The organism is Shewanella hafniensis, from assembly GCF_019655335.1.
Classification (GTDB): Bacteria; Pseudomonadota; Gammaproteobacteria; order Enterobacterales; family Shewanellaceae; genus Shewanella; species Shewanella hafniensis.
In genome coordinates, this window is sequence record NZ_BPFD01000007.1 from 37,296 (window position 1) to 62,556 (window position 25,261).

The 25,261-nt window shown below is 47.0% G+C and carries 18 protein-coding genes, 1 tRNA gene and 1 pseudogene; 15 read left to right on the forward strand and 5 right to left on the reverse strand.

Annotated features, from left to right (window positions below; genetic code table 11):
• The first annotated feature begins 88 nt into the window (after positions 1-88).
• Positions 89-706 carry a LysE/ArgO family amino acid transporter gene (locus K5Q99_RS03800; protein WP_106650801.1) on the forward strand — a complete coding sequence of 206 codons (618 nt, stop codon included), beginning with the start codon at positions 89-91 and terminating at the stop codon, positions 704-706.
• Between the two features lie 244 nt (positions 707-950).
• Here the strand turns inward: K5Q99_RS03800 and bcp are convergent, their stop codons facing one another.
• On the reverse strand, positions 951-1,418 hold the full coding sequence (gene bcp, locus K5Q99_RS03805) for a thioredoxin-dependent thiol peroxidase (RefSeq protein WP_012197276.1): 468 nt from the start codon (positions 1,416-1,418) through the stop codon (positions 951-953).
• A gap of 3 nt (positions 1,419-1,421) precedes the next feature.
• Entirely contained in the window at positions 1,422-1,973 is a 552-nt protein-coding gene (locus tag K5Q99_RS03810) for a glycine cleavage system transcriptional repressor (RefSeq protein ID WP_012089477.1), read from the reverse strand.
• Between the two features lie 172 nt (positions 1,974-2,145).
• Between K5Q99_RS03810 and dapA the strand changes: the two genes are divergently transcribed.
• From dapA to nadE, 10 genes are all read left to right on the forward strand, one after another.
• Complete coding sequence (gene dapA, locus K5Q99_RS03815) at positions 2,146-3,030, forward strand: 4-hydroxy-tetrahydrodipicolinate synthase (RefSeq protein ID WP_107947968.1); 885 nt, start codon at positions 2,146-2,148, stop codon at positions 3,028-3,030.
• 3 nt (positions 3,031-3,033) lie between these two features.
• Entirely contained in the window at positions 3,034-4,131 is a 1,098-nt protein-coding gene (bamC, locus tag K5Q99_RS03820) for an NlpB/DapX family lipoprotein (protein ID WP_220590492.1), read from the forward strand.
• A 386-nt stretch (positions 4,132-4,517) separates the two neighbouring features.
• A complete protein-coding gene (locus K5Q99_RS03825; protein ID WP_220776096.1) occupies positions 4,518-5,600 on the forward strand; it encodes an efflux RND transporter periplasmic adaptor subunit in 1,083 nt (360 codons plus the stop codon).
• The gene (locus K5Q99_RS03830) at positions 5,597-8,692 is read left to right on the forward strand and encodes an efflux RND transporter permease subunit (RefSeq protein ID WP_220776097.1); all 3,096 of its coding nucleotides are present in this window, start codon (positions 5,597-5,599) and stop codon (positions 8,690-8,692) included. The genes K5Q99_RS03825 and K5Q99_RS03830 overlap by 4 nt, the downstream gene beginning before the upstream one ends.
• A gap of 181 nt (positions 8,693-8,873) precedes the next feature.
• Positions 8,874-10,787, forward strand: a complete 1,914-nt coding sequence (htpG, locus tag K5Q99_RS03835; RefSeq protein ID WP_220776098.1) for a molecular chaperone HtpG — start codon at positions 8,874-8,876, stop codon at positions 10,785-10,787.
• A gap of 302 nt (positions 10,788-11,089) precedes the next feature.
• The gene (locus tag K5Q99_RS03840) at positions 11,090-11,953 is read left to right on the forward strand and encodes a co-chaperone YbbN (RefSeq protein WP_220776099.1); all 864 of its coding nucleotides are present in this window, start codon (positions 11,090-11,092) and stop codon (positions 11,951-11,953) included.
• Between the two features lie 140 nt (positions 11,954-12,093).
• On the forward strand, positions 12,094-12,738 hold the full coding sequence (gene adk / locus K5Q99_RS03845) for an adenylate kinase (RefSeq protein WP_006082054.1): 645 nt from the start codon (positions 12,094-12,096) through the stop codon (positions 12,736-12,738).
• A 111-nt stretch (positions 12,739-12,849) separates the two neighbouring features.
• The gene (gene hemH, locus K5Q99_RS03850; RefSeq protein WP_220776100.1) at positions 12,850-13,869 is read left to right on the forward strand and encodes a ferrochelatase; all 1,020 of its coding nucleotides are present in this window, start codon (positions 12,850-12,852) and stop codon (positions 13,867-13,869) included.
• A gap of 477 nt (positions 13,870-14,346) precedes the next feature.
• Positions 14,347-15,651, forward strand: coding sequence for an inosine/guanosine kinase (locus K5Q99_RS03855; RefSeq protein ID WP_028759658.1), 1,305 nt, complete (start codon positions 14,347-14,349; stop codon positions 15,649-15,651).
• Between the two features lie 201 nt (positions 15,652-15,852).
• Entirely contained in the window at positions 15,853-16,683 is an 831-nt protein-coding gene (nadE, locus tag K5Q99_RS03860; RefSeq protein WP_220776101.1) for an NAD(+) synthase, read from the forward strand.
• A gap of 261 nt (positions 16,684-16,944) precedes the next feature.
• Here nadE and K5Q99_RS03865 read toward each other — a convergent pair whose 3' ends face one another.
• Positions 16,945-17,427, reverse strand: coding sequence for a DUF6942 family protein (locus tag K5Q99_RS03865; protein WP_220776118.1), 483 nt, complete (start codon positions 17,425-17,427; stop codon positions 16,945-16,947).
• A gap of 185 nt (positions 17,428-17,612) precedes the next feature.
• Here K5Q99_RS03865 and K5Q99_RS03870 point away from each other — a divergent pair, with 185 nt between their 5' ends.
• Complete coding sequence (locus K5Q99_RS03870) at positions 17,613-19,088, forward strand: alpha/beta hydrolase (RefSeq protein ID WP_220776102.1); 1,476 nt, start codon at positions 17,613-17,615, stop codon at positions 19,086-19,088.
• Between the two features lie 98 nt (positions 19,089-19,186).
• Here the strand turns inward: K5Q99_RS03870 and K5Q99_RS03875 are convergent.
• Positions 19,187-21,420: pseudogene (locus K5Q99_RS03875) on the reverse strand (diguanylate cyclase).
• Between the two features lie 458 nt (positions 21,421-21,878).
• Here K5Q99_RS03875 and K5Q99_RS03880 point away from each other — a divergent pair.
• Together K5Q99_RS03880 and trmY are read left to right on the forward strand one after the other, a co-directional pair.
• Positions 21,879-21,955: transfer RNA gene (locus tag K5Q99_RS03880), tRNA-Pro, on the forward strand.
• 271 nt (positions 21,956-22,226) lie between these two features.
• On the forward strand, positions 22,227-22,823 hold the full coding sequence (gene trmY, locus K5Q99_RS03885; protein ID WP_220776103.1) for a tRNA (pseudouridine(54)-N(1))-methyltransferase TrmY: 597 nt from the start codon (positions 22,227-22,229) through the stop codon (positions 22,821-22,823).
• A gap of 84 nt (positions 22,824-22,907) precedes the next feature.
• On the opposite strand, the gene K5Q99_RS03890 is transcribed toward trmY, so the two are convergent.
• Complete coding sequence (locus K5Q99_RS03890) at positions 22,908-23,774, reverse strand: LysR family transcriptional regulator (protein ID WP_220776104.1); 867 nt, start codon at positions 23,772-23,774, stop codon at positions 22,908-22,910.
• A 118-nt stretch (positions 23,775-23,892) separates the two neighbouring features.
• Here K5Q99_RS03890 and K5Q99_RS03895 point away from each other — a divergent pair, with 118 nt between their 5' ends.
• A complete protein-coding gene (locus tag K5Q99_RS03895) occupies positions 23,893-24,999 on the forward strand; it encodes an NADH:flavin oxidoreductase/NADH oxidase (RefSeq protein ID WP_220776105.1) in 1,107 nt (368 codons plus the stop codon).
• Positions 25,000-25,261 lie beyond the last annotated feature (262 nt).

The following is a 25,261-nucleotide window of genomic DNA, read 5'->3' on the forward strand; positions in this document are numbered from 1 at the left end:
TTTTACTTATGATACATAAAAAACATTAGTTATATTAATTTTGTTGTTTTGACTATGCTAGCGCCTTCTTCGAACATGAGAGGTGGTTATGCAAGCGGCATTTATACAAGGTATGGGAATTGGTGGCAGTTTGATTATTGCTGTAGGCGCGCAAAATGCCTTTGTGCTTAAGCAAGGCATCAAGCGCTCGTACCCGTTACCGATTGCCTTGCTCTGCTCTATCATTGATGCGCTGATGATCACTGCGGGTGTGGCGGGGCTGGGGCACATCATTGAATCTTTCCCGACCATTAAGCATGTGGCGAGTTTCGGTGGCGCCGCGTTTCTACTCTGGTATGGCGCGAATGCGCTCAAGGCATCGTTTGTGGCCAAAGGCATTGAGATGGAGCAGGCTGATAGTGCCGATACCTTCAAAAAGGCCGTGTTGACCACGCTTGGGATCAGTCTGCTTAATCCGCATTTGTACCTCGACACTGTGGTGCTGCTCGGCAGTATTAGCACTCAATTTGATGATTTACATCGGCCTTGGTTTGGCGCGGGTGCTGTACTGGCATCGTTTATTTGGTTTTTTGGCTTAAGTTTTGGTGCGCGTTTGCTGGCGCCCATTTTTACTCGCCCAGCGGCATGGCGTTATCTTGACCGTTTTATTTGGTTAACCATGTGGAGTATTGCCGCCGCGATTATTTGGCCCTATGTGGCAGGATAAACCGACGTTGTGATGCCATAGAATACGGGCTAGCTGAATGCTTTTGCGGTTTTTTTGCTCGGTAAGATCGTATCTTGTGATATGAAAGTGAAAATTTTTCATGAAAAAGGTCCTGATTTCAGGACCTTTTCGTTATCGATTGCCGATTATTTATTCAGCCTTTTGACATCAACCCACGACATTTACACTTTTGTGCCGATTAAATCAGCAGCTTGAAGCCTTGTATTCGTCGCCATATCTGTCATTAACCTGCGATTTGCGCGAGCACGACTTCATGGTGATCTTTGGTTTTAAACTTATCGAATACGTGGGCGATGGTGCCGTCGGTATTGATAAGGAAGCTTAATCTGTGGATGCCATCATAGGTTTTTCCCATGAATTTCTTTTCACCCCAGACCCCAAACGCGTCGGCGACACTGTGGTCTTCATCGCTCAGTAAAGTGAAGTTGAGTGCTTGTTTCTCAGCAAATTTTGCCAGTTTAGCCACAGGATCTGGGCTAATGCCAAATACTGTCACATTATGGCTATCGAGCGCCGCTTTGCTGTCACGTAGACCGCAGGCTTGCACTGTACAACCCGGCGTCGCTGCTTTAGGGTAAAAATACACTAAAACAGGACCTTGCTTGAGGCTGTCCGCCAGTGAAACTGAGTTGCCATGTTGATCTTGTAGGGTAAATTGAGGCGCTTTTGCCCCAGCCGTTAAGGTGTTCATCTATTATCCTCTGTCCTCTAAAATGGCTGTGCCTTCCATACGACGAATAGTGCAATCTAAGGTCATATCTTGGGCGAGTTGATAGATACTCTGTTCGAGCTTTTCTAGTTCAACTTTTTCAGGAATATTAATGGTCAGCGACACGTTTTGGGTTTGTTCACTGTCAGGCAATTCTTCTGAGAAAGAGCGTACCGCAGCCAGATCTAATGACCTGTCGGCAAGGAACTGGGTAATGCGTTTAATCGTGCCACGCTGGTCTTTACCTGTGAAGCGAACTTCAAGGCGAGAAAGGTAATTTTGTGGTGTGTGTTTAGAGGTGCGTTTCATTACCGTCAGCAGTTCTAACTCAACGCTGAGACTGGGGAGCATGCTTTCAATTTTCGTTATTGATGCCCACGAGCCTGACAACATCATGATAAGGGTAAATTCGTTACCAAATAATGCCATACGGCTGTCGACGATATCGCAGTCACAGTCACTGGCAAGACGAGCTAGTTTACTTACGAGTCCAGGACGGTCGAGACCCATCGCTGTTACGACCAGGAAATTGGTCATGAATTTTCCTCACTTTTTCGATATCATAGAGCGAAAACTCAGGGTTGAAGCTGAGTTTTTGTGCGGGACGTAATGCTACCATAACTAATTCAATTTGAGAGCCCCGTTAATGCTTGTCATTAGTGGTTGGCATCAGTACCATAGCGAATCCTGAAATCTTGGGGAAAGTCAGATGATAAACGGAAGCATCGTAGCCTTAATCACGCCAATGAACAGTGATGGCTCAGTAGATTTTGCAAGTCTTGAAAGGTTAGTCGAATTCCATATTGACCAAGGCACAGATGCCATTGTGGCCGTTGGTACAACCGGCGAGTCAGCGACTCTGCCTATGTCTGAGCATGTAACGGTCGTTTCACAAACCGTTAAATTTGCAGCGGGCCGCGTTCCTGTCATTGGTGGCAATGGTGCCAATGCCACATCTGAAGCCGTTGAGCTCACCAAGTCCTTATCTAAGGTGGGTGTCGCCGCTATGCTTGGCGTAACGCCATATTATAATAAGCCAACTCCTAAGGGATTGATTGCGCATTATAAAGCGGTTGCTGCTAGCACAGATATTCCACAAATTCTTTATAATGTCCCTGGCCGTACTGCCGTCGATATGTTGCCAGAAACCGTTGCCGAGTTAGTCAACGTGAGCAACATTATTGGCGTGAAAGAAGCGACCGGTGACTTATCACGTGTAAAACGTCTGCGCGAACTGTGCGGCGACGATTTCCTCTTGTATAGCGGCGATGATGCCACTGCCAGAGAGTTCTTACTCTTAGGCGGTAATGGTGTTATTTCAGTCGCTAACAACATAGTGCCACAAGCGTTTAAAGCTATGTGTGATGCGGCGCTGGCGGGTAATGCTGAGCTTGCGCTGAGTATAGACACACCACTGCGCGGTTTATACAGCACACTATTTTGTGAAGCCAATCCTATCCCAGTAAAATGGGCTGCCCATCGCATGGGTTTGATTGAATGTGGCCATATTCGTTTACCTTTGACTGAACTTTCTGAGCAATGTCATGGTCTGTTGATAGAAGCAATGACTCGTGCCCAGATAGAGGTTAAATAATTAATGTTAAAGAAAGTCACCCCACTGATCTTAGTTGCTGCCGTTGCAGCCTGTAGTTCGCCACTTGAGCGTCGCCAAGCGAACGGTACTGAAGACTATGTTCAGGCTGAGCAAGCACCTTTGCTTAAGATCCCTGCTGGATTGAAAACACCGCCCTACAATAAAGAATTCGATGTGCCGGCATTAGGCCCTAAAGCCAATGCTTCACTCTATGGTAAAAGTTTAGATATCCGCCCGCCATTGCAAGTGCTGCCTATGGCTGAAGGTACTCACGTGGAAGAGGGCAGCGACAACATTAAAATCGTGGTCGAATCTATCGACAATTCGGTGGACTTAAAACAAGAAATCTTTACTAATTTAGATGGTTTCTTGGCCCAAAAAGGGATTGCCGTTCGTAGTCGTGATGTCGAAAAAGGCAGTATAGAAACCGATTGGATCGAAAGTCGCGAAGTGATCGAATCAAACATGTGGGGCTCAGATAAAGTTTATCTGCTGCGTCAACGCTATCGTTTTGATGTGGAAACGCGCCCACATGGTCGTACAGCGAATATCGTTATTCACTTAGTTGAACACGAAGAGTTTTACGACGATAAAGCACAAAACGTGTTATTAAGCGGCGAAGATAAACAAAGATACACGATTGATATGCTGAACAGTGCTATTGCGTACATCAGCGTTAAACGTGACCAAGCGATCCAAGCGAATCGTTTGAAGCAAACTTTAGGTATCAATGTTGATTTAGTCACGCCAGAAGAAGGCAAAGCCTACTGGTCTGCTAAGGCCCCTTACAAACAAGTGTGGGATCGTCTGCGTATCGTGCTGCCGGAAATGGGCTTCGAAATTGCCGATATGGATAGCGCGAAAGGATTGTACTTTATCAAGTTTGACGATAACTCGGGTTTCTGGAGTTCATTGTGGGGCGACGATAAGTTAGCGCTCAAAGAAGGCAGCTACCGTTTACTGCTTGAAGATGGTGATACACCTGAAGACACTAAGATCTTCCTCCGCGATGCTGAAGATCAGCCATTAAGCGATGAAGTCGTTACCAATGTGTATCAGTCACTGTCAAACCTGATGAAAGAAGAACGCAAGCTGCGTTAATTTCAACGATTGATGCGAAAAGGGCGAATTATCGCCCTTTTTTATTGGCTGCGATTTATGGATCGGGGCTTAGTTGAGATTAGAACAGGTTTTGACGATTATCTAAGCAAACGATGTTTTAGGATTTAATTGTCTCTATATCAATATTTTTCGAGTGGTTTTAGTGTTAAGTTCTGTTTAATCTATTATCTATGGTAAGAATCACTAATTAACCTTGTTATCGTACTGCATTCTGGTTGTTCTGCCACTGATATCGCCAAAGACACTTAATTACACCTATTTTTGCGCTATCAGCGTAATTTGTAAGAAAAAGTAAAACGTATTGATGCGATGATGTGAGTGAGTAAACTAGCCGTTATTAATGCGAGTCATCCCTTGGAAGCCCGATGAAAAAAATTATTCTAATAATCGCCCTATTGGCTGCGGCATGGTTTGGATATCAAGCCATGCAACCGCAAGAGATTGCCAAAGCGCAAGTTAACCTTATGCCCAACGTGGTGATTGCCACCGCCGCGATGGCACCTATTCGCGATGAAGTGGAAGCCATCGGCACCAACAAAGCCGCAGAATCAGTGACTATAACCCCTAAAGTCACCGACATAGTGACAGCGATTAAGTTTGATGATGGTAACATAGTTAAGAAGGGGGACTTGTTAGTCCAACTGCAAAATGCGGAACAGATTGCTAAGGTAAAAGCCGCGCAAGTTAAAGTCAGTGATAATCAACGTGAATTCAACCGTATCAGTTCGTTAGTCACCAGCCGCACTGTGGCAGAGTTAGAACGCGACAGATTACAAACCCTTATCGATACCACCCGCGCAGAGCTTGAACAGGCGCAAGCATCACTCAATGATCGCAGTATTCTTGCGCCTTTTAATGGCCGTTTAGGTTTACGTCAAATCAGTGTCGGCAGTTTAGTGTCGCCCGGCACTGAAATTACCACGCTCGATGATATCTCTAAGATTAAACTCGATTTTTCAGTACCTGAGCGTTTTATTCAAGATTTAGCGCCGGGCAAGAAAGTTGAAGCCAAAGCCGTGGCCTTCCCTGATTTTACCTTCAAAGGCGTAGTGACTTCGATTGATAGCCGCGTAAACCCAACGACGCGCACTGTGATCGTCCGCGCCGAAATTCCCAATCCTGAGCTGCGCTTATTACCGGGGATGTTAATGAAGGTCAAACTCATCAAACGTAGCCGCGAAGCCTTGATGTTGCCAGAATCTGCCATTATCCCAATCCAAAATGATCACTATGTTTACAGTGTTAATGCCGACAATGTGATTGAGCGTAAACAAGTCACTATCGGGATTCGTACCCGTGGTTGGGTTGAGATCTTAGACGGTTTAGCCTTGGGCGAAAACGTGGTGATCCGTGGTTTATTGAAAGTCCATCCTGGGGATAAAGTGCAAACTGAGTTCGCGGAAAAGTTTAGTTATCTTGCGGATACGAGCGCGGAGCCAAGTGTATGATCCTCACTGATCTCTCGGTAAAACGTCCCGTATTTGCCTCAGTGATCAGCTTGCTGCTGGTCGCCTTCGGGCTTGTCTCCTTTGATAAATTACCCCTGCGTGAATACCCAAACATCGATCCGCCCGTGGTGTCTATCGACACTAACTACCGTGGCGCCAGTGCCGCCGTGGTGGAAAGCCGCATTACCCAATTGATTGAGGACAGGATCAGCGGTGTCGAAGGCATTCGGCACGTAAGTTCATCGAGCAGTGATGGCCGCTCATCCGTCACCTTAGAGTTTGATATTAGCCGCAATATTGAAGATGCGGCTAACGATGTGCGCGACCGCATTTCTGGCTTACTCGACAATTTACCCGAGGAAGCTGATCCCCCAGAAGTGCAAAAAGCCAATGGCGGCGATGAAGTGATCATGTGGCTCAATTTGGTGTCGGATCAAATGACTACCCTCGAATTGACCGATTACACTAATCGTTATTTAGCCGACCGTTTTTCAGTGGTCGATGGTGTGGCGCGGATGCGTATTGGCGGCGGCAAAGTGTATGCGATGCGGATATGGCTCGACAGACAAGCCTTGGCATCGCGCAGTTTAACGGTTGCCGATGTGGAGTCAGCGCTTAGAGCCGAGAACGTCGAGTTACCCGCAGGTTCGATTGAATCCAAGGAGCGGCATTTTACGGTGAGGCTCGAGCGGGGTTATCGCACCGCCGAAGATTTCGCAAATCTAGTGATCACCCAAGGGGAAGATGGTTACTTAGTTAAACTGGGGGATGTCGCGCGGGTGGAAATCGGCTCTGAAGAAGAGCGGATTATGTTCCGTGGCAACAAAGAGGCGATGATAGGTTTAGGCGTGTCTAAGCAGTCAACCGCCAATACCTTGGAAGTGGCGCGTGCGGTGAATGCGCTGGTCGACAAAATCAATCCAACTTTGCCAGCGGGCATGTCCATTAAGCGCAGCTACGATAGCTCAGTGTTTATCGAAGCCTCGATTAAAGAAGTGTACCAAACCCTGTTCACTGCGATGGTCCTAGTGATTATCGTGATTTATCTGTTCCTTGGCAGTGTGCGCGCCATGTTGATCCCCGCGATCACTGTGCCTGTGTCCTTGCTTGGCACCTTTATTGTGCTGTATGCGCTTGGTTATACCATCAACCTTTTGACCTTGTTGGCGATGATCCTCGCCATCGGCATGGTGGTGGACGATGCGATTGTGATGCTGGAAAACATTCACCGCCGTATTGAAGAAGGAGATTCGCCCTTAAAAGCGGCCTTCCTCGGTGCACGTGAAGTGGCCTTTGCGGTCATCGCAACCACCTTAGTCTTGGTCGCCGTGTTTATGCCAATCACTTTCCTTGAAGGCGACTTAGGTAAACTATTCAAAGAGTTTGCTGTGACCATGAGTGCGGCCGTGCTGTTCTCTAGCCTAGTGGCTTTAACGCTCACACCTATGATGTGTTCTAAGTTGCTCAAGCCTAGCTCGCAGGATTCTTGGTTGGTGCGTAAGGTTGACGGCATCATGACCAAAGTGTCAAAACGTTATCAATTATCGTTAAAGTCTGCCATGGCCCACCCGTTATTGATGTCGATTTTGGTGTTGATAGCCTTGGGCTCAAGTGCCTATTTAGCTCAAAAAGTGCCGCAGGAATTTGCGCCGCAGGAAGACCGAGGCTCGTTATTCTTGATGGTTAACGGACCGCAAGGCGCGAGTTACGAATACATAGAATCCTACATGAATGAAGTGGAAAACCGCTTGATGCCATTGGTTGACACGGGTGATATCAAACGTCTGCTCATTCGTGCCCCCCGTGGTTTTGGCCGCGCTGCGGATTTCTCTAATGGTATGGCCATCGTCGTGCTGGAAGATTGGGGCAAACGTCGCCCCGTTAAAGAAGTGATTGCAGACATTAACAAACGGCTTGCCGATCTCGCTGGGGTGCAAGCGTTTCCTGTAATGCGCCAAGCTTTTGGCCGTGGCGTCGGTAAACCCGTGCAGTTTGTGATTGGCGGCCCAAGCTACGAAGAGCTGGCCCGCTGGCGCGATATTATGATGCAAAAGGCGGCACAGAATCCTAAATTACTCGGTTTAGATCACGACTATAAAGAGACTAAGCCGCAGCTTCGCGTCGTCATCGACAGAGACAGAGCGGCGAGCCTTGGGGTGTCGATTTCAAATATTGGTCGTACGTTGGAATCCATGTTGGGCTCACGCTTAGTCACGACCTTTATGCGTGACGGTGAAGAATACGATGTGATCGTTGAAGGCGAGCGCGGTAATCAAAATACCGCAGCAGATCTGCAAAACATCTATGTACGTTCCGAGCGGACTCAAGAACTTATCCCGCTGTCGAACTTAGTGACGGTGGAAGAGTTTGCCGACGCCAGTTCGCTTAACCGTTACAACCGCATGCGCGCTATCACCATAGAAGCCAGTTTAGAAGATGGTTATAGCCTAGGTGAAGCCCTTGATTATATGAATCAATTGGCGCGTGCTTATTTGCCAGCAGAGGCGGTAATTAGCTATAAGGGCCAATCCCTCGATTATCAAGAGTCGGGTAGCTCTATGTACTTCGTGTTCTTGCTCGCGCTGGGAATTGTATTCCTCGTGCTGGCGGCGCAGTTCGAGAGTTACATTCACCCTATGGTCATCATGCTGACTGTGCCGCTGGCGACCGTGGGCGCCTTAATTGGTTTGTGGCTCACGGGGCAGAGTCTTAATATTTACAGTCAGATAGGCATTATTATGCTGGTCGGGTTGGCGGCCAAAAACGGTATCTTGATTGTTGAGTTTGCGAACCAATTGCGGGATAAAGGCGTTGATTTTGATAAGGCGATTATCCAAGCCTCGGCGCAGCGTCTACGACCTATTCTGATGACTGGCATCACCACCGCCGCTGGCGCCGTACCTTTGGTCATGGCCGCAGGCGCGGGCGCTGAAACCCGTTTTGTGATTGGTGTGGTTGTGTTGTCGGGGATTTTACTGGCAACCCTATTCACTATTTTCGTGATCCCAGCCGCTTATGGACTCTTTGCCCGTAACAGTGGATCGCCCGAAGCCATAGCCCAACAGTTAGAAAAAGAACTAGCCCAAGACTAACGCCTACATCGGCTGATGTTCAAAGCACACATATAAGGCGCTTGGTATTCATCAAGCGCCTTATTTTTAGCCATTCGAACCTCGTTTTAGCCCTTGCCCTTGAAAAGCAAATTTGGAGCCCCATTTAGTAAACACTAAGCGTTACTTTTACCAAATTGCGTAACAAATAAAGGAAAATTTCATGTCACAACAAGAAACTCATGGTTTTCAAACAGAAGTCAAACAGCTGTTGCATTTGATGATCCATTCTTTGTATTCCAACAAAGAAATTTTCTTGCGTGAACTGGTCTCCAACGCTGCGGATGCGGCGGACAAGCTGCGTTATCTGGCGTTGACCAATGACGCACTCTATGAAGGCGACGGTGAACTGCGAGTCCGTATCAGTGCCGATAAAGAAAAAGGCACTGTGACCATCGAAGACAACGGCGTGGGTATGACCCGTGACGGCGTAATTGAGCATTTAGGCACAATCGCTAAGTCGGGCACCGCTGATTTCTTTAAGAATCTATCGGGCGAATCCTCAAAGGATTCCCAGCTAATCGGTCAGTTCGGTGTCGGTTTCTATTCGGCTTTTATCGTGGCGAAAAAAGTCACCGTTCGCACCCGTGCTGCCGGTCATAAGGCCGATGAAGCCGTATTGTGGGAATCAGAAGGCGAGGGTAACTTCACCGTTGATACCATTACTAAGGCGAGCCGTGGTACTGAAATTACGCTGCACCTGCGTGATGAAGAAAAAGAATTTGCCGATGATTGGCGCCTGCGTTCGATCATCACTAAATACTCAGATCATATCTCTGTGCCAGTTGAAATGTGGCAAGAAGGCTCGCCAGAGCGTGATGGTCCTGATGGCGAAAAAATTCCTGCGACCGAAGGCCAATGGAAAGTCATGAACAAAGCCACGGCTTTGTGGATGCGCAATAAAGCTGACATCAGTGACGAAGAGTATCAAGAGTTTTACAAACACATTTCCCACGATTATACCGATGCACTACTGTGGAGTCATAATCGGGTAGAAGGTAAGCAAGAATACACTAACCTATTGTATATTCCTGCAAAAGCGCCTTGGGATATGTGGAATCGCGACCGTAAACACGGCCTAAAACTGTTTGTGCAACGTGTGTTCATCATGGATGACGCCGAGCAATTTATGCCATCTTATCTGCGCTTCGTGCAGGGCTTAATTGACTCAAACGATCTGCCGCTGAACGTATCCCGCGAAATTCTGCAGGATAACCACGTGACCAAAGCGATGCGTACTGGTATCACCAAACGTGTGCTTGGCATGCTGGAAAAACTGGCGAAAGACGATGCGGAAAAATATCAACAGTTCTGGGCTGAATTTGGTCAAGTGCTGAAAGAAGGGCCTGCGGAAGATTTCGCCAACCGTGAGCGTATTGCTGGCTTATTGCGTTTTGCCTCGACCCACACGGGCAGTGCTGCGCCGACTGTGTCACTCGATGACTACATCAGCCGCATGAAAGAAGGCCAAACTAAGATTTATTACATTGTTGCCGACAGCCATGAAGCCGCCGCTAACAGCCCACATTTAGAGTTGTTACGTAAGAAAGACATCGAAGTCTTACTGATGTCAGAGCGTATCGACGAGTGGCTAATCAACCACTTAACTGAGTACAAAGAGAAACAACTGCACTCAGTGACCCGCGGTGATTTAGAACTTGGCGAGCTGGAAGATGCAGCTGAAAAAGAAGCGCAAGAAAAGCTTGAGCAAGAATCGGTAGCTTTAGTTGAACGCATTAAAGCGGCATTAGGCTCGACTGTTGCGGATGTGAAAGTCACGTCACGCTTAACCGACACCCCAGCCTGTGTCGTGGCGGGTGAAGGCGAAATGTCGACTCAGATGATCAAGCTGATGCAAGCTGCCGGTCAACCAGTGCCAGAAGTGAAGCCGACATTTGAGATCAACCCAGCGCACCCATTAGTGTCGCGTTTAAATGATCTTCAAGATGAAGCAGCCTTCGCGGATTGGTCGAATCTGCTGCTGCAACAGGCGCAATTGTCTGAAAAAGGTAGCCTTGCGGATCCATCGGCCTTTATCAAGCTGATGAACCAAATGTTACTGGCTAACATGAAGTAAATGACTATCGGGGCCTTTCTTTGAACGGCCCCGATATTGTTTCTAGTGCAGGAAGAGTGGTTTGTGCCTAGAGCACTCCACTTCCGTGTTGCATCAATTCAAAAGGTGGTCGACATTCTGACATTGATGCGCCTTGAATTGAAGCACCCTAGGCGCTCTGAAACTCGACTCTTCAGGTTGCTTGGGTATACAAGCTGTTAAGACAACGATTTTAAAATAGCGCGTTGAAACTGAGTGCTAACACTTAGTTTTAAAAGCATAAGGCCTCCTATGTTTGAGGCCTTAAACGTTAAGGGAATACTATGGACAATATCCTCAGCCTGACTAAAGACAATATTCAGCAAGTCGTTGACGCCTCGATGCAGCAGATCGTGGTGTTAGCATTTTGGGCACAGCCGCAGGAACAAAGTGTGGCTATGCTGCACACCTTAGAGCAAATTGCCGAGCAAAATGCGGGTCGATTCGTGCTCGCTAAAGTTGACTGTGAAGCAGAATTAGAAATTGCCAATTACTTTCGCATTCAAAGTCTACCGACCACGTTAGTATTGGATAAAGGTCAGCCTGTCGATGGTTTTGCTGGCCTGCAAGATGCGGCGCAAGTCACAGCCATGCTGGATAAACATTTACCGCCAATGTGGCAGTTACAGTTGGCACAGGCCAAAGCATTACTCGCACTTAGTCAAGTGAGCGCAGAGGATCTTGCCACTGCTGCCGTGTTGCTTAAAGACGCGCATGCAGGCTCAAATCAAGCGGGTGAGGTGAGTTTAGTGCTCGCCGATGTGTATCTTATGCAGGGCGAATTAGTGTTAGCGCAAGCCATGCTTGAGAAAGTCGGGCTTGCCGACCAAGACGGTTACTACCAGAGTTTAAAAGCCAAGCTCGCACTTGCCCTTGATGCGGCGGATACCCCTGAAATTCGCGATTTGCAGCAAAAGTTTGAGCAAAATCCAATAGATTTAGTGTTATTACTCGAACTGAGTAAGGCATTGCATGCCGCCCACCGCGATGATGAAGCATTAGATCTGTTATTCGGTGTGCTCAGTAAAGATTTAGGTGCTGAAAATGGCACAGTAAAACAAGTATTTATGGAAGTATTAACGGCACTTGGCCAAGGTAATCCCATAGCTAATCAATACCGCCGTAAACTCTATACCTTGCTCTATTAATGATGAAAATGCCTAAGGAACGGCAGTTTATTTGCGGTTTCTGAGGCTAAAGTCGAAGCTAAAAGCCTTCTCAATGGCGGCCAGATGTGCGAAGATCGCCGCCCTAAGAAGAATATCAATGCGAAAAGAGGACTCTTGAGATGCGCATTATCCTATTGGGCGCCCCAGGTGCCGGTAAAGGTACCCAGGCCCAGTTCATTATGGAACAGTATGGTATCCCACAAATTTCCACTGGTGATATGTTACGTGCCGCGGTAAAAGCCGGTACTCCACTGGGTTTGGAAGCGAAGAAAGTGATGGATGCTGGTCAACTGGTTTCTGATGATCTGATCATCGGTCTGGTTAAAGAGCGTATCGCACAGGAAGACTGTGTTAAAGGTTTCTTGTTAGACGGTTTCCCACGTACTATTCCACAAGCGGATGCGATGGCGGCAAACGGTATTAGCATTGATCACGTGATTGAAATCGACGTGCCAGACGAAGAAATCGTTAAGCGCATGAGCGGTCGCCGTGTTCACCCAGGTTCTGGCCGCGTTTACCATGTGGTTTTCAATCCACCTAAAGTGGAAGGTAAAGACGACGTAACTGGCGAAGATTTAGCTATTCGTCCAGATGACGAAGAAAGCACAGTGCGTAAACGCCTCGCGATTTACCACGAGCAAACTAAGCCGCTGGTTGAATACTACGGTAAAGTGGCTGCTGCAGGCCAAACTCAATACAACAAGTTTGACGGTACTCAATCGGTTGCGGCCGTGAGTGAGCAGCTTGCCAGCGTGTTGAAATAACCGAAAAAGCTTAATTTACGAGAACGAGTTCTCATATTAGAAAAAAGCCTGCCGATGCAGGCTTTTTTTATGGGCATCTGAATGTTAGCCTCCAAGTGAACTTCATTAACCATGAGCCTAACGTTGAATCCTTCCCCTGCTTTTGGTGTGTTATTGGTTAACCTCGGCACGCCTGATGAACCTAGCCCTAAGGCCGTAAAACGATTTTTAAGGCAGTTTTTAAGTGATCCCCGTGTCGTCGATTTATCACCGTGGATTTGGCAACCGCTGCTGAACGGCATTATCCTCAACACCCGTCCGACTAAAGTCGCCAAACTCTACCAAAGCGTGTGGACGCCAGAAGGCTCGCCCTTGATGGTGATAAGTGTACGCCAAGCACAAAAGTTGGCGGTGGACTTAAGCGCCACGTTTAACCAGACCATCCCGGTTGAACTGGGCATGAGTTACGGCAATCCCTCCATCGATGCGGGATTTGAACGCCTGAAAGCCCAAGGAGCAGAGCGCATTATTGTGCTGCCTTTGTATCCCCAATATTCCTGCTCGACTGTGGCCAGCGTGTTCGATGCCGTTGCCAGCTATCTTAAAACCGTGCGTGACATACCGCAGGTTCGCTTTAATAAAGACTATTTTGACCATAGCGCTTATATTGCTGCGCTGGCACACAGTGTGACGCGCCACTGGAAAACCCATGGGCAGGCCGACAAGTTGCTCTTGTCATTTCATGGTATTCCATTGCGTTATGTGAAAGAGGGCGATCCTTACCGCGAGCAGTGTTTTGTCACGGCTAAACTGTTGGCGCAAAAACTTGAGCTGAGCGAGTCGCAGTGGCAAGTGTGCTTCCAATCGCGCTTTGGCCGCGAAGAATGGCTCACGCCCTACGCCGATAAACTATTGGCCGAGTTACCTGCGCAAGGGATCAAAAGTGTCGATGTGATTTGCCCAGCTTTTGCGACCGATTGCCTCGAAACCTTAGAAGAAATCTCCATCGGCGCTAAGGAAACCTTTTTACATGCGGGTGGCAGCGACTATCGGTTTATCCCTTGTTTGAACGACGATGAGTTACACATTGAATTATTACGGCAATTAATCCAAGAACAAGCGGTATCTTGGGCCCATACCCAAGCCACCTGAAGAGTCGAGTTTCAGAGCGCCTAGGGTGCTTCAATTCAAGGCGCATCAATGACAGAATGTCGGCCACCTTTTGAATTGATGCAACACGGAAGTGAAGTGCCCTAGGCGCTCCGTCCCGGCGGCTGATGTTAAACACGGGGTAACGCACTTTATACTGTGTTGACTATTTTTAACTTAGCCCACTAGGTCTGCAAATAGCCGCAATCGCCATGGATGGCGTGAATGCCATTTATGCAGGAGCAATAAATGGCCTTGTCTGAACCATTCCGTTAAATTCCCGCTGAATCCTACATCTTCAGGTTGTTTGGGTATTGGAGCACTGGCTTCGAACTGATTTTGTGATAGAATCTGCGCCCTTCCGGCTAAGGGGTGGTTTTTTTGTCTCGCTAGCCTAGACTCAATATTTTTAGGATGCTGCTTGGCTTGACCGCCTCGGCAGACGCCAATTAGCATGGATGCCAGGAAAAGAGAGCCACTATGAAGTTTCCCGGTCAGCGTAAATCAAAACATTATTTTCCGGTTAAAACCCGAGATCCGCTGCTTGAACAGCTGACTCAACAGCCTCAGCCGTTTGCGACCTATATCAGCGGTATTGATCAAACCTTAGTGGATATCGAAGCGAAAGTGGAAGACGAATTGCTGAGCCGTTATGGCTTGCCCAAAGGCAATTCTACCCTGATCAATGATGAACAGGCCCACAGACTCTACACTGAGTTAAAAATTCATGGTTTGATTAGCGATGAATTTGCTGGTGGCACTATTGGTAACACAGTGCACAATTATTCTATTCTGGCCGATGACCGTTCAGTGCTGTTTGGGGTAATGAGCCAGAATATCGAAGTAGGCAGTTACGCCTACCGCTATTTATGTAATACCTCTTCTAAAGTCGACCTTAACTTTCTACAACCTGTAGATGGCCCTATCGGTCGCTGTTTTACCCTGATTTCTGAGTGTGGCGAGCGGACATTTGCGATTAGCAAAGGGGCGATGGATAAACTCACGCCTGAATTTATCGATAAAGACGTAGTGCAGGGCAGTTCAGCCTTAGTGTTGACTGCATACTTAATGCGCGCCAGCGATGGCGACCGTATTACCGATGCGGCCATGTGCGCTATCGAATATGCAAAAGCCGCCGAAGTTCCCGTGGTATTAACCTTAGGCACGCGTTTCTTGATTGAAGAAGATCCACAATGGTGGCAAAACTTCATCAAAGAACATGTCACCATTTTGGCGATGAATGAAGACGAAGGTGAAGCCTTAACGGGTTCACGGGATCCTCTGCTTGCCAGTGAAAAAGCCTTGGAATGGTGCGACATGGTATTAACCACGGCGGGGCCTATCGGGCTTTATACTGCGGGTTATACCGAAGATTCTGAAAAACGCGAAACGACGCACACCTTGTTGCCGGGTGCTATCCCTGAATTTAACCGCTACGAATTCTCCCGTCCAAAGCTTAAAAGTGACTGTGAAACACCAATCAAAGTGTTTGCCCACATTTCACCTTACATGGGCGGCCCAGAAAAAATCGGTAACACTAATGGCGCTGGCGATGGCGCCTTATCGGCGTTATTGCACGATCTGGCGGCTAATACTTTTCATAAGACGAACGTACCGGGTTCGAGTAAACATAAGCGCGATGGCCTGTGTTATTCCTCGTTTTCGCAAGTGTGTAAGTACGCTAACCGCGTCGCCTATGAAGTCTTAGCCCAGCATAGTCCGCGTTTATCCCGTGGTTTACCTGAGCGCGAAGATAGCTTAGAAGAATCCTACTGGGAAAGATAAGTCGGTAGCTGTATTGGTATTAAGCTGACTGATTTACGCTAGGGCAATAACGGCAAACCGTTGTTGCCCTTATTTTTATAGCGTTTATCAATAATCAATTAACTAAGCATTAATTTTAACTACAGGCAGTTGCGAATAAATGTTAACGTTAGTTGGGTTCAGGTAGTCCAAATACAGCGATAATTTAAGGTGGAATTTTCGGTGAAAGCGCAAATCTTAAGAGAAATGAAAGTACTCACGGCCATAGAGCCTGAGTTCGAAGTGCAACGTCGGGTCGCGTTTATTAAAACTAAACTAAAAGAAGCGCGCAGCAAGGCATTGGTATTAGGGATCAGCGGTGGGGTGGATTCTTCTACTGCTGGGCGTTTGTGTCAGTTGGCGGTGGACAGTCTAAACCACGAAAATAGCCAAGGCGGTTACCAGTTTATCGCGGTGCGCTTACCCTATCAGATCCAAAAAGATGAGCATGAGGCGCAATTAGCCTGTCAGTTTATTCAACCTTCTAAATTGGTCACAGTGAATGTGCATCAAGGGGTTGATGGTGTGCACAGCGCTACCGTTGCTGCGTTAGCCGAAGCCGGATTGCCTTTACCCGATGTAGCCAAAGTGGATTTTGTGAAGGGTAACGTTAAAGCCCGTATGCGCATGGTAGCGCAATACGAACTCGCCGGACTCGTGGGCGGGCTTGTGGTTGGGACAGATCACAGCGCCGAAAATATCACAGGTTTTTATACCAAGTGGGGCGATGGTGCCTGCGATTTAGCGCCGTTATTTGGTCTTAATAAGCGCCAAGTTCGTCAACTTGCCGCGTATCTTGGTGCGCCAGAGTCTTTAGTGCATAAAGCGCCGACTGCTGATCTAGAAGACAATAAACCGCTACTCGAAGATGAAGTGGCACTTGGGCTAACCTATGCGCAAATCGATGATTTCCTTGAGGGTAAAGACGTTGGCAAGGCAGTTGAAGACAAATTGATTGGTATTTATAAGGCAACGCAGCATAAACGTCAGCCTATCCCAACCATCTACGACTAACGCTGAATCGTCCTCGAATAAGCACTCGTTTGAACTCAATTCGCGAGTGCTTTTTTTATGTCTTTTTACCTAGTTGCTGAGCTCGTGGCAGCCTTTACAGCTGTTGGCGTCGCTGCAACGAGGAGACTGGCTGCGATTATTCATTGAAGCTGGCTATCCTGCAGGGGCAACTCACTGGGGGATGTTGCAGAGGAATATTGCTGAGACCTGTGACAGTGGCATCTGGTCGCAACATTTAGCCACGGCATCTTGTTGTAGGGATTATGGCACGACTAAGTGTTGCCGTGTCAGGGCGATCAGCTGGTTTGGGTACTGGCGATAATCCAAATAGGGCGTGAGCAAAAAATGCTGCCCTTGGGAAGATGGAAGCGTCATCGCGGTTATGGATTTATTTTGGGCGGTTAAATGCTTTGCATGGATATCGTTTGCAGAGATGGTGAATCCTAAACACTTTGCAGCCACTTGCCCCGCGACAAGATGGATCTTCGCGTTTGCCATCAATTCAGTGCCGCCTATGCAGAGCAGTTCATTTTGCTTGAGTAACATTTGGTCACGATAGCTGCGCCAATCTTCTCCAACCGCGCTGATTTTTGCCATAATAGTGAAGATCTTACGCCAATGATTGCCATTTAGAGTAATGAGTGCCCCGACTGCGTCTGGTTGAGTGTAATGCCAGCCGTCAGGTATCAGCGGCGCGGTAGGAAGATAGTAGGCAAATGTAGCGTCTGGATTACCGATAATCATCGAGATCGTATAAGTTTCGTTGGAATAAGACACTTTCGTTCCTAACCCAATTAGGGCTTATGCAGTTAATAAAATGGCGCGGCTTATGGCGGAGGATGTTATCACGGTAAAAAATTTGAAGGATGTTTTTATCTAACCGTATAATTGGCTTGCTCATTTTATCTTATTTTTTTCTAGGAATCGCCATGAAGGCCATTATCATAGGTTCGACAAAACACCTATTCTTAGCCGCAGCGTATGCGAGTATTGGTATTGCGGTGGCGTTACTCGCGACAGGGATTTACTTCCTTAATGCGCGACCTGAATTGTCGCTATGGCATACGGTCGAGCTAGATAATGAGTTCCATTACAATACTAAACTCGCTAGTTTTAATGAGTACTTAGCGCTAGAAGAGCGCTTATTCGCCGAAGTTGAGCGCAAAGTCGTCCAAAAAATTCCTGCCAATGAATTTTCTCCCGTGAACCGCTATGTCAGAAATAGCTTATCCGATCCTGCCCATTGGCCCCAAAATTGGAATCGCAGTTATGAATGGCCCAAAGCCGATGCCGAGTTTGGGATATTGCTGCTCCACGGCATGTCAGACTCGCCCTATGCCTTATCCAATGTGGCAGCGCATTTTAAAGGTAAAGCCCATGTTCTGGGCTTAAGATTGCCAGGGCATGGCACCATTCCGAGTGGCTTAACAGAGGTGTATTGGCAAGATCTTGTCGCCGCGGTAAATCTAGCCACAGCGCATATGCGGCAAACACTGAAAGGTAAACCGCTATTTGTTGTGGGTTTTTCGACCGGTGCCGCCATAGCACTAAACCATGAGTTAGAGCGTATCAGTCAAGATAAAACCCCAGATTATGCTGGGATGATTTTTATCTCGCCTGCGATAGGGTTAACGCCATCGGCAGCGGCCGCACGCTGGCAGAGTTGGATTGGCCGATTACTGGAGCTGGATAAGCTGCAATGGAACAGCATTCAAGTGGAGTACGATCCCTTTAAATACACCTCTTTTGCGGTCAATGCGGGGGATGTGGTATATCAGTTAGCTCTACGCAATCAAGGTTTATTGGCTGAATTAACTTTGCCGCAAAGGGCGCAAGTTCCATCGATACTTACTTTTCAGTCGGTCGTGGATGCAACCGTTTCAACTTCGGCGGTGGTGAATAATCTGTATCAAACGTTACCAGAAAAAGGCCATGAGCTCGTGCTGTTCGATATGAACCGACTCGATGTGAATACCAAAATGGTGTCCAATGATCCGTTAGCAGGCTTGCTGTCGAGCATCAATAGCCCTGCGCAGCATTATCGTGGCACTGTGGTGGAAAATATCAGTAATGAAACCACGCAAGTTCAAGCGCGCAGCTTTGGTTTAGATGCGCTAGGTAACGTGGTCACAGAAGGTAAGGAAGTGCGCGCATTAGATTTGTATTGGCCCGCTGGCGTGTATTCCTTGTCCCATGTTGCGCTCCCCTTTGGTGTGGATGATGGCCTCTATGGCGCTGTTATTCAGCCTGATTTACATCGGATACAAATTGGTGCCTCAGCTTCGCGGGGGGAGCGCGGTTTATATAGCGTGTCGGCATCGGAAATGTTGCGCCAGAAATGGAATCCCTTTTTCCCATATCTACTCGAGCGCATGGATGAGTATCGACTCGCGCATATGCACTAGGATTTTGTGCTTGATTAACCGCTCAGCTAATCTGGCCTAAACCTTCTTTACCTTTGAACGACTGCCTCTTCGACAGCTTTCTCCTAAACAAGCGCCAGTTAAACAATCAGGCTGCAAACAACCCGATCACGCCCCTGTTCCTTTGCAAGATACAAGTTATTGTCGGCTTGCTTAAGCCAGTGCTCTAAAGAGTCGCTATAGGTGGCATTGGCAATCACAGCGCCAATACTCGCCGTGACATTGAAGCTTCGATTATCTTGCGGATTGATTATCATAGTATCAGCGAGTTGCTGTTTAAATTCATTAAGATGTGCTTCGACTTTCAGGGCATTACACATAGGCAAAATCAGTAGAAACTCTTCGCCGCCATAGCGCGAGATTAAATCAATATCCCGTTTGAAGAGTAACGTTAAGAGTTTAGCAACCACTTTTAAACACTCGTCGCCGCCCAAATGACCATAAGTATCATTGATTTGTTTGAAGTGGTCTAAGTCCATTATGGCAAGTGTCATGGCATCTTGACCCCGTTCGCACATCTGTTGGATGAGCGGGAATTGGTGTTCGGTATAGCGGCGATTATAGAGATTCGTCAGCGGATCGCGCTCGGCTAAATCCTTTAATTTCACATTAGCGGCCTCTAAATCTTGGGTGCGCTGCTGTACTTTTTGTTCAAGTTCTTGTTGGTGTTCGAGTAAGGCTTGTTGGTTTGAGGCTAAACTTTCATACAAGCTATAGATCTCTTTAGGGGTACTTTTATCGAGTAGATCATGTTCAAACTTCTCGTCACTGACTTTTTCTTGCTTAGCGGGACCGAAATGCTGCGCTAAAAGCGACAGAGGTTCGGTCAGTAACTTACTGATGGCTTTAGTAATAAAAAAGGCGCCGACTAAGGAGCAAAACAGCAAAATTACCGTGTTGACATATTGGCGTTCAGCCAGTTTTAAAAGCGGCACAAAAGGTTCTAAAACATAGAGTTGCCAACCATTGCTTAACTTATGCTGGGCATAGATGTACTCAGGGGTATTTGAATCTAGATTATGCAGGTTCATCAGTTGAAGCCGGGCGCGATATATCTCGCTGCCTTTGCTGAATGACAAGGGGGTGAACGGTGCGAGTCCTAATCCTTCTGAGGCATAAATCAGATTATTGTTCTCATCGGTCAGTAAAATAGATTGCTGCTCATGGTGCAGGTTTTGTTTATCTATGCTGGAAAAATAGCGTAAATCTAAGCTGCCTTCGACTATCCCTCTGGCTTGATTGGGAGCATTTGGACTAAAAATGGGGGCACTGATGGCAACGATCACGTCATTACCAAAACCTCTACCGATAAATGCGGGTGATACAAAGGTTTTATGGTTATAAAACGCTTGGATAAAGTATTCCCTATCCATCACAGAAGGGATTTCTGCTAGGCGGTCTAACTCCACGATATTGGCCATTGGACTGGCAGCGAGCAAATTGCCTTGTTCATTCGCAATCAGCATAGTTTTAAAGCCTTGATTGCTATCATGTATGCTCGATAGCAATGCCTGCCACTCATTGATGCCAGCGTTCGACAGACTCAAAAACTTGGCCGTGCTAGCGATGACTTGCGTGTTGTAAGCGAGGTAGTTATCGGTTGCATGGCTCAAATGAGTTGCCGTATCGTCCAGATTGCGATTAATCATCACTTGTTGTTTATCAATAAAAAAGTGATTAAAAGCTAAGGATGAGACCAATAAGCTCACAGTAATAATTAAGGTAAACAAATAACTGAGCTGCGAGCTAAAAGTACGGCGATTAAGATTGGTCAGCTTGCCTTTAAAATGCCATAGACTTGGAATAGCAACCACACAGAGTTCACCAATTGCAGCGTAAATCATGCCATTAACGGCTTGTTTGATCGCGGTAAAAGGAATGTGGCTGGCGGGCATTTTAGCAATGACTGCCACATAAATGGCTAACAGCGGGATCCCCAATAACACCCAATAACTCACACTGGCATAGAGTATTTGAATATCTCGGCGCCTTGCAAAACCAAGCCATAATGCTTCGAGTAAAAACAGTAAATACACGTGGGGGCTCGACCACACGATCATGAGCCCGTTGCGGTAAATAGGGCGGTGATCAACGCATACCAAGGCCCTAAGAGTATTGCCACTATCACCACGGCCACGTTGCCGAGAATCAATTGCACATTAGCGAATAGAGGGATGGGAAAAAGATTCAGGACTAAGCCGAATACCCCCAGAATAATTGCCAGTCTGAGATGGGCGGTTTGGAAGGCGGGTAAATGCAAAGAAAAGTCCCTTTGAAAATTTGCTTGTGTTAACTGTCTGTGATTATGGCACAAATAAACCCAATGCCTCTATCCCAGAGCTTCAATTGAAGTCCCCAATATAAAGCCATAATAGAAATGAATTGTAGGAACAGATTATGGGAACGGATTAAAGAAATGAATTATTGAGACGAATTATAGAAAGGAATAGTGCCACTGCTTTATCTGGGTAAACATAGGCTGAATTCTGGTCAGTAACAGACTGATGATTAGCAGAGTCAACGTATGAGGCCATTTCCGAACGGTTATCGACGAAAATTGTGTCATTCAGAACATAAACTAAGCAGTCGATCAAAGAGATGTAATGAAGCCCTTGCGCAGTTGCAAGGCAATTGCTACAGTTCTGGCTCACTTAAGATAAACCCCATAAACAGTATCTTAAGTGATTAGTGATTGAAGAAATTAGCTTGAAATAGCCACTAAGTTATAACGGACTAAATCAACGCTGATAATACAATTCACTTAAAAAATTTCGGTATGTAGCGCAGCCCGGTAGCGCACTGTCATGGGGTGTCAGGGGTCGGAGGTTCGAATCCTCTCATACCGACCAAATTAAATGCTTAATTGTTAGGCTGTTTTAATTATTAAGATAAGTGACAGTTAAGTAAAAACAAAACCCCGTGGTAGCATTGCTATACGGGGTTTTGTTTTTTTATATCTTTTTTGTGGTCATGAGGACTAACGATAATCGTTTAAGCTCCAGTAGTCGACTTCATTGGTACAGTTAAGACAAAAATTCTTAACGTGAAATGACACGTTTCACATCGATATTTGCATTCGCCATTTAGCATTTAAGACATTATTGAGTAGGACATTTACCTATGCGCGCGTTTGTTTTACGAGCAAGATCAGCACCTACTGACAGTCAGTTGTTTTTGGCTTCTGTCGGCCAAGAGGCGCACACCGAGATTTTGGCTCATACCCTGATGAACACTATCTTTGTGGCTCAGTCCCATCGAAACGATGTTGTTGTTTATTTGGTGTTAGAAAGTACCCATGATTTTTCCCGCACTATCAGCTTCGATACTCGAAATATTTGCCATATTGGCGGTTTCCACGAACAAGCTTTGCTGACCAAAATTGCCAAGGCCTTAGATATTTCTCGGGGCATGACGAAAGAGCAAACTCGCGTTGTGGATGAGGGCATTACTGTGAGCACCATCAGTTTTGAAAAGCTGGTGCAGGACCTCGCGTTGGATTATCAATTGTTTATGATGGATAAGAAGGGCACTTCTATCCGTGAGCAGGAGTTTGTGGGGAATCCGTGCTTTTTGCTGACCGATCATATTCCTATGCCGAAGAAAAGTTTTAATACCTTGAAACGACTCGGTGCGCAAAAGATCAGCCTTGGGCCCAAGATGCTGTTTGCTTCCCAGTGCGTGGTATTGATCCATAATGAATTGGATATCAATCAGTAGCCGCTGAGTCTTATGTATCCGTTGCTAACGCTGACTATTCCTGTGCGGCAACTTGTGTGCGGAACCCCATTTTTAAATGGGGTTTTATATTTTCCCCTTTAAAAATGTAATCGCTTTTTGGGCTCTGCGTGACAAGGGCCATTCCGCGCGGTGGATAAGCCAAATGGTGTCTACAACTTGGCTGCCACATTCAACAACATAGATATCTTGTTGTCGTTCAAAGGCTTTGCGTGCGTATTGCGGGATGACTGTAAATCCGAGCCCTTTTGCGACAGGTTCGAGGATCAGGCTGATTTGGTTGGTAAATCCCCTACAGGGAATGTCTTGAATACCGGGATGACTTGGATATTTACGGCTAAGCAGCCGAGTGGCCATGGCTTCGCCATCGGGATGGGAGATAAACCCTAGCCGTTGTAAATCAACCCACTCATGTTGTTTATGGCTTGCAGGTACCACAAGCTCAAGCGGCTCTTCGGTGAAATGCGTGCTGTGAATACGAGGATCGGAAGGTTTTAAGGTCACCATGCCTATTTCATGTTCATTGGCTAACACTGAGGCGACTATTTCACTGTCAGGGGCAAAACGGTGGCGAATGTTTAACGCCGGAAAGGCTTGTTGTAGTTCGATTAATAACGGAAAGAGTGTTAAACCAATACTCCCCGGAGTGATAAGGCTAATATCGCCGACCTCAGCATCATCATGGACTAGTTTCTGCTGTAGGCGTTTTTGCGCGCATTCGACGTCTTTAACGTAGGTCAGCAGGTTTTCGCCAATCGGAGTTATTTCAAGTTGACGGGGGCGGCGTAAAAACAGTGTGCCGTATTCTTCTTCTAAGCGACTGATATGTTGGCTCACTGCCGCTTGGGTGATACCTATGGCTTCGGCGGTTCGGGTGAAGTTACCTTTCTCGACCAGAACCGCAAAGGTGTGTAACCACTGTGGATTTATCATAAGCAAACTTTATCAACTCTATAATCTGTGCGTGCTTTTAATTATGGCATGATAAGGCTAGTCTGTCGTCATTCAGTATTCCATTTCTTTTTGATTCTATTTGACACAGGAAACACCTATGGCCGATCTATTTTCATCCTTCAAACTTAAAGAAATTACTCTCAAAAATCGTATTGCCGTTGCGCCCATGTGCCAATATCAAGCCACGGACGGACTCATCAACGACTGGCATCAGGTGCATTACTCTAGCCTTGCCCGTGGCGGAGCGGGTCTTGTTGTGGTTGAAGCCACTGCGGTTTCTCCTGAAGGACGTATTACCCCAAAATGCCTCGGACTGTGGAATGAAGAGCAAGCCCAAGGTCTAGCTAAGGTGGCCAGCGCGATTAAAAATGCCGGCGCAGTGGCGGGGATTCAGATTGGTCATGCGGGCCGTAAAGCGAGTGCCAATATCCCGTGGGAAGGCGATGATCATATTCCCAATGGTGAAGGACAAGGCTGGCAACCAATTGCGCCGTCTGCCGTTGCTTTCGGTGCAAACTTACCTAAAGTACCAACGGCTATGACGATTGAAGACATTGAGCGCGTTAAAGCAGACTTTGTGGCGGCGGCCAAACGGGCTTTAGCGGCAGGATTTGAATGGTTAGAGCTGCATTTCGCCCACGGTTATTTAGCCCAAAGTTTCTTCTCAACCTATGCCAATGAACGCACCGACCAATATGGTGGTAATGCCGAAGGGCGTGGACGTTTTTTGTTAGAAACCATTGCCGCAGTCAGAGACGTTTGGCCACAGCATTTACCCTTAACGGCGCGATTTGGCGTGATTGAATTCGACCATAAAGATGAAGAAACACTGACGGAATCGATAGCCTTGGTGAAGCAATTTAAGCAAGCGGGGCTCGATATGCTGAACGTCAGCATTTGCTTCTCGACCCCAACGGCAAATATTCCCTGGAGTCCTGCATTTTTGGCGCCTATTGCCGCGCGGGTTCGTCAAGAAGTGGGGTTCCCCGTTGCGACGTCTTGGGGTATGGATGATCCACATCAAGCCAATGCTGCCATTGAAGATGAACAAATGGATTTAGTGATGATAGGTAAAGCCTTTTTAGCGAATCCACATTGGCCATATCAAGCGGCGCAAACCTTGAAAATTGCGCGCCCATCTTGGGTATTACCCGCTTCTTACGCCCATTGGTTAGCGCGTTACTCCACGGTTAAAGCCGATTGATTTTGAGCTGACGTGATTGCGAGCTGACATGATTGTGAACTGGCATAATTGCGAGTTTACTTGAGAGTGAGCTGACTTTTATCGTTTATGCATGATAGATAACAGGCTTGATTGTGTACAAGGTAAAGTAGGCCTCAAGATTCAGCCCAAGTCTTAAAAGCCGTTATCCATGGATAGCGGCTTTTTGCTTTGTGAATACACCATATTTAGGTTGCAGGCACCGCGCGGCTGTAGCTTATATCAGACTCAGACTCAGATACTG

Coding starts and splice junctions, on each gene's coding strand:
- K5Q99_RS03830 (WP_220776097.1), top strand. CDS start 5,597: ATGATCCTCACTGATCTCTCGGTAAAACGTCCCGTATTTGCCTCAGTG.
- hemH (WP_220776100.1), top strand. CDS start 12,850: ATGAGCCTAACGTTGAATCCTTCCCCTGCTTTTGGTGTGTTATTGGTT.
- K5Q99_RS03800 (WP_106650801.1), top strand. CDS start 89: ATGCAAGCGGCATTTATACAAGGTATGGGAATTGGTGGCAGTTTGATT.
- K5Q99_RS03855 (WP_028759658.1), top strand. CDS start 14,347: ATGAAGTTTCCCGGTCAGCGTAAATCAAAACATTATTTTCCGGTTAAA.
- K5Q99_RS03825 (WP_220776096.1), top strand. CDS start 4,518: ATGAAAAAAATTATTCTAATAATCGCCCTATTGGCTGCGGCATGGTTT.
- K5Q99_RS03870 (WP_220776102.1), top strand. CDS start 17,613: ATGAAGGCCATTATCATAGGTTCGACAAAACACCTATTCTTAGCCGCA.
- K5Q99_RS03890 (WP_220776104.1), bottom strand. CDS start 23,774: ATGATAAATCCACAGTGGTTACACACCTTTGCGGTTCTGGTCGAGAAA.
- K5Q99_RS03810 (WP_012089477.1), bottom strand. CDS start 1,973: ATGACCAATTTCCTGGTCGTAACAGCGATGGGTCTCGACCGTCCTGGA.
- K5Q99_RS03840 (WP_220776099.1), top strand. CDS start 11,090: ATGGACAATATCCTCAGCCTGACTAAAGACAATATTCAGCAAGTCGTT.
- trmY (WP_220776103.1), top strand. CDS start 22,227: ATGCGCGCGTTTGTTTTACGAGCAAGATCAGCACCTACTGACAGTCAG.
- dapA (WP_107947968.1), top strand. CDS start 2,146: ATGATAAACGGAAGCATCGTAGCCTTAATCACGCCAATGAACAGTGAT.
- bcp (WP_012197276.1), bottom strand. CDS start 1,418: ATGAACACCTTAACGGCTGGGGCAAAAGCGCCTCAATTTACCCTACAA.
- K5Q99_RS03865 (WP_220776118.1), bottom strand. CDS start 17,427: ATGATTATCGGTAATCCAGACGCTACATTTGCCTACTATCTTCCTACC.
- bamC (WP_220590492.1), top strand. CDS start 3,034: ATGTTAAAGAAAGTCACCCCACTGATCTTAGTTGCTGCCGTTGCAGCC.
- K5Q99_RS03895 (WP_220776105.1), top strand. CDS start 23,893: ATGGCCGATCTATTTTCATCCTTCAAACTTAAAGAAATTACTCTCAAA.
- adk (WP_006082054.1), top strand. CDS start 12,094: ATGCGCATTATCCTATTGGGCGCCCCAGGTGCCGGTAAAGGTACCCAG.
- htpG (WP_220776098.1), top strand. CDS start 8,874: ATGTCACAACAAGAAACTCATGGTTTTCAAACAGAAGTCAAACAGCTG.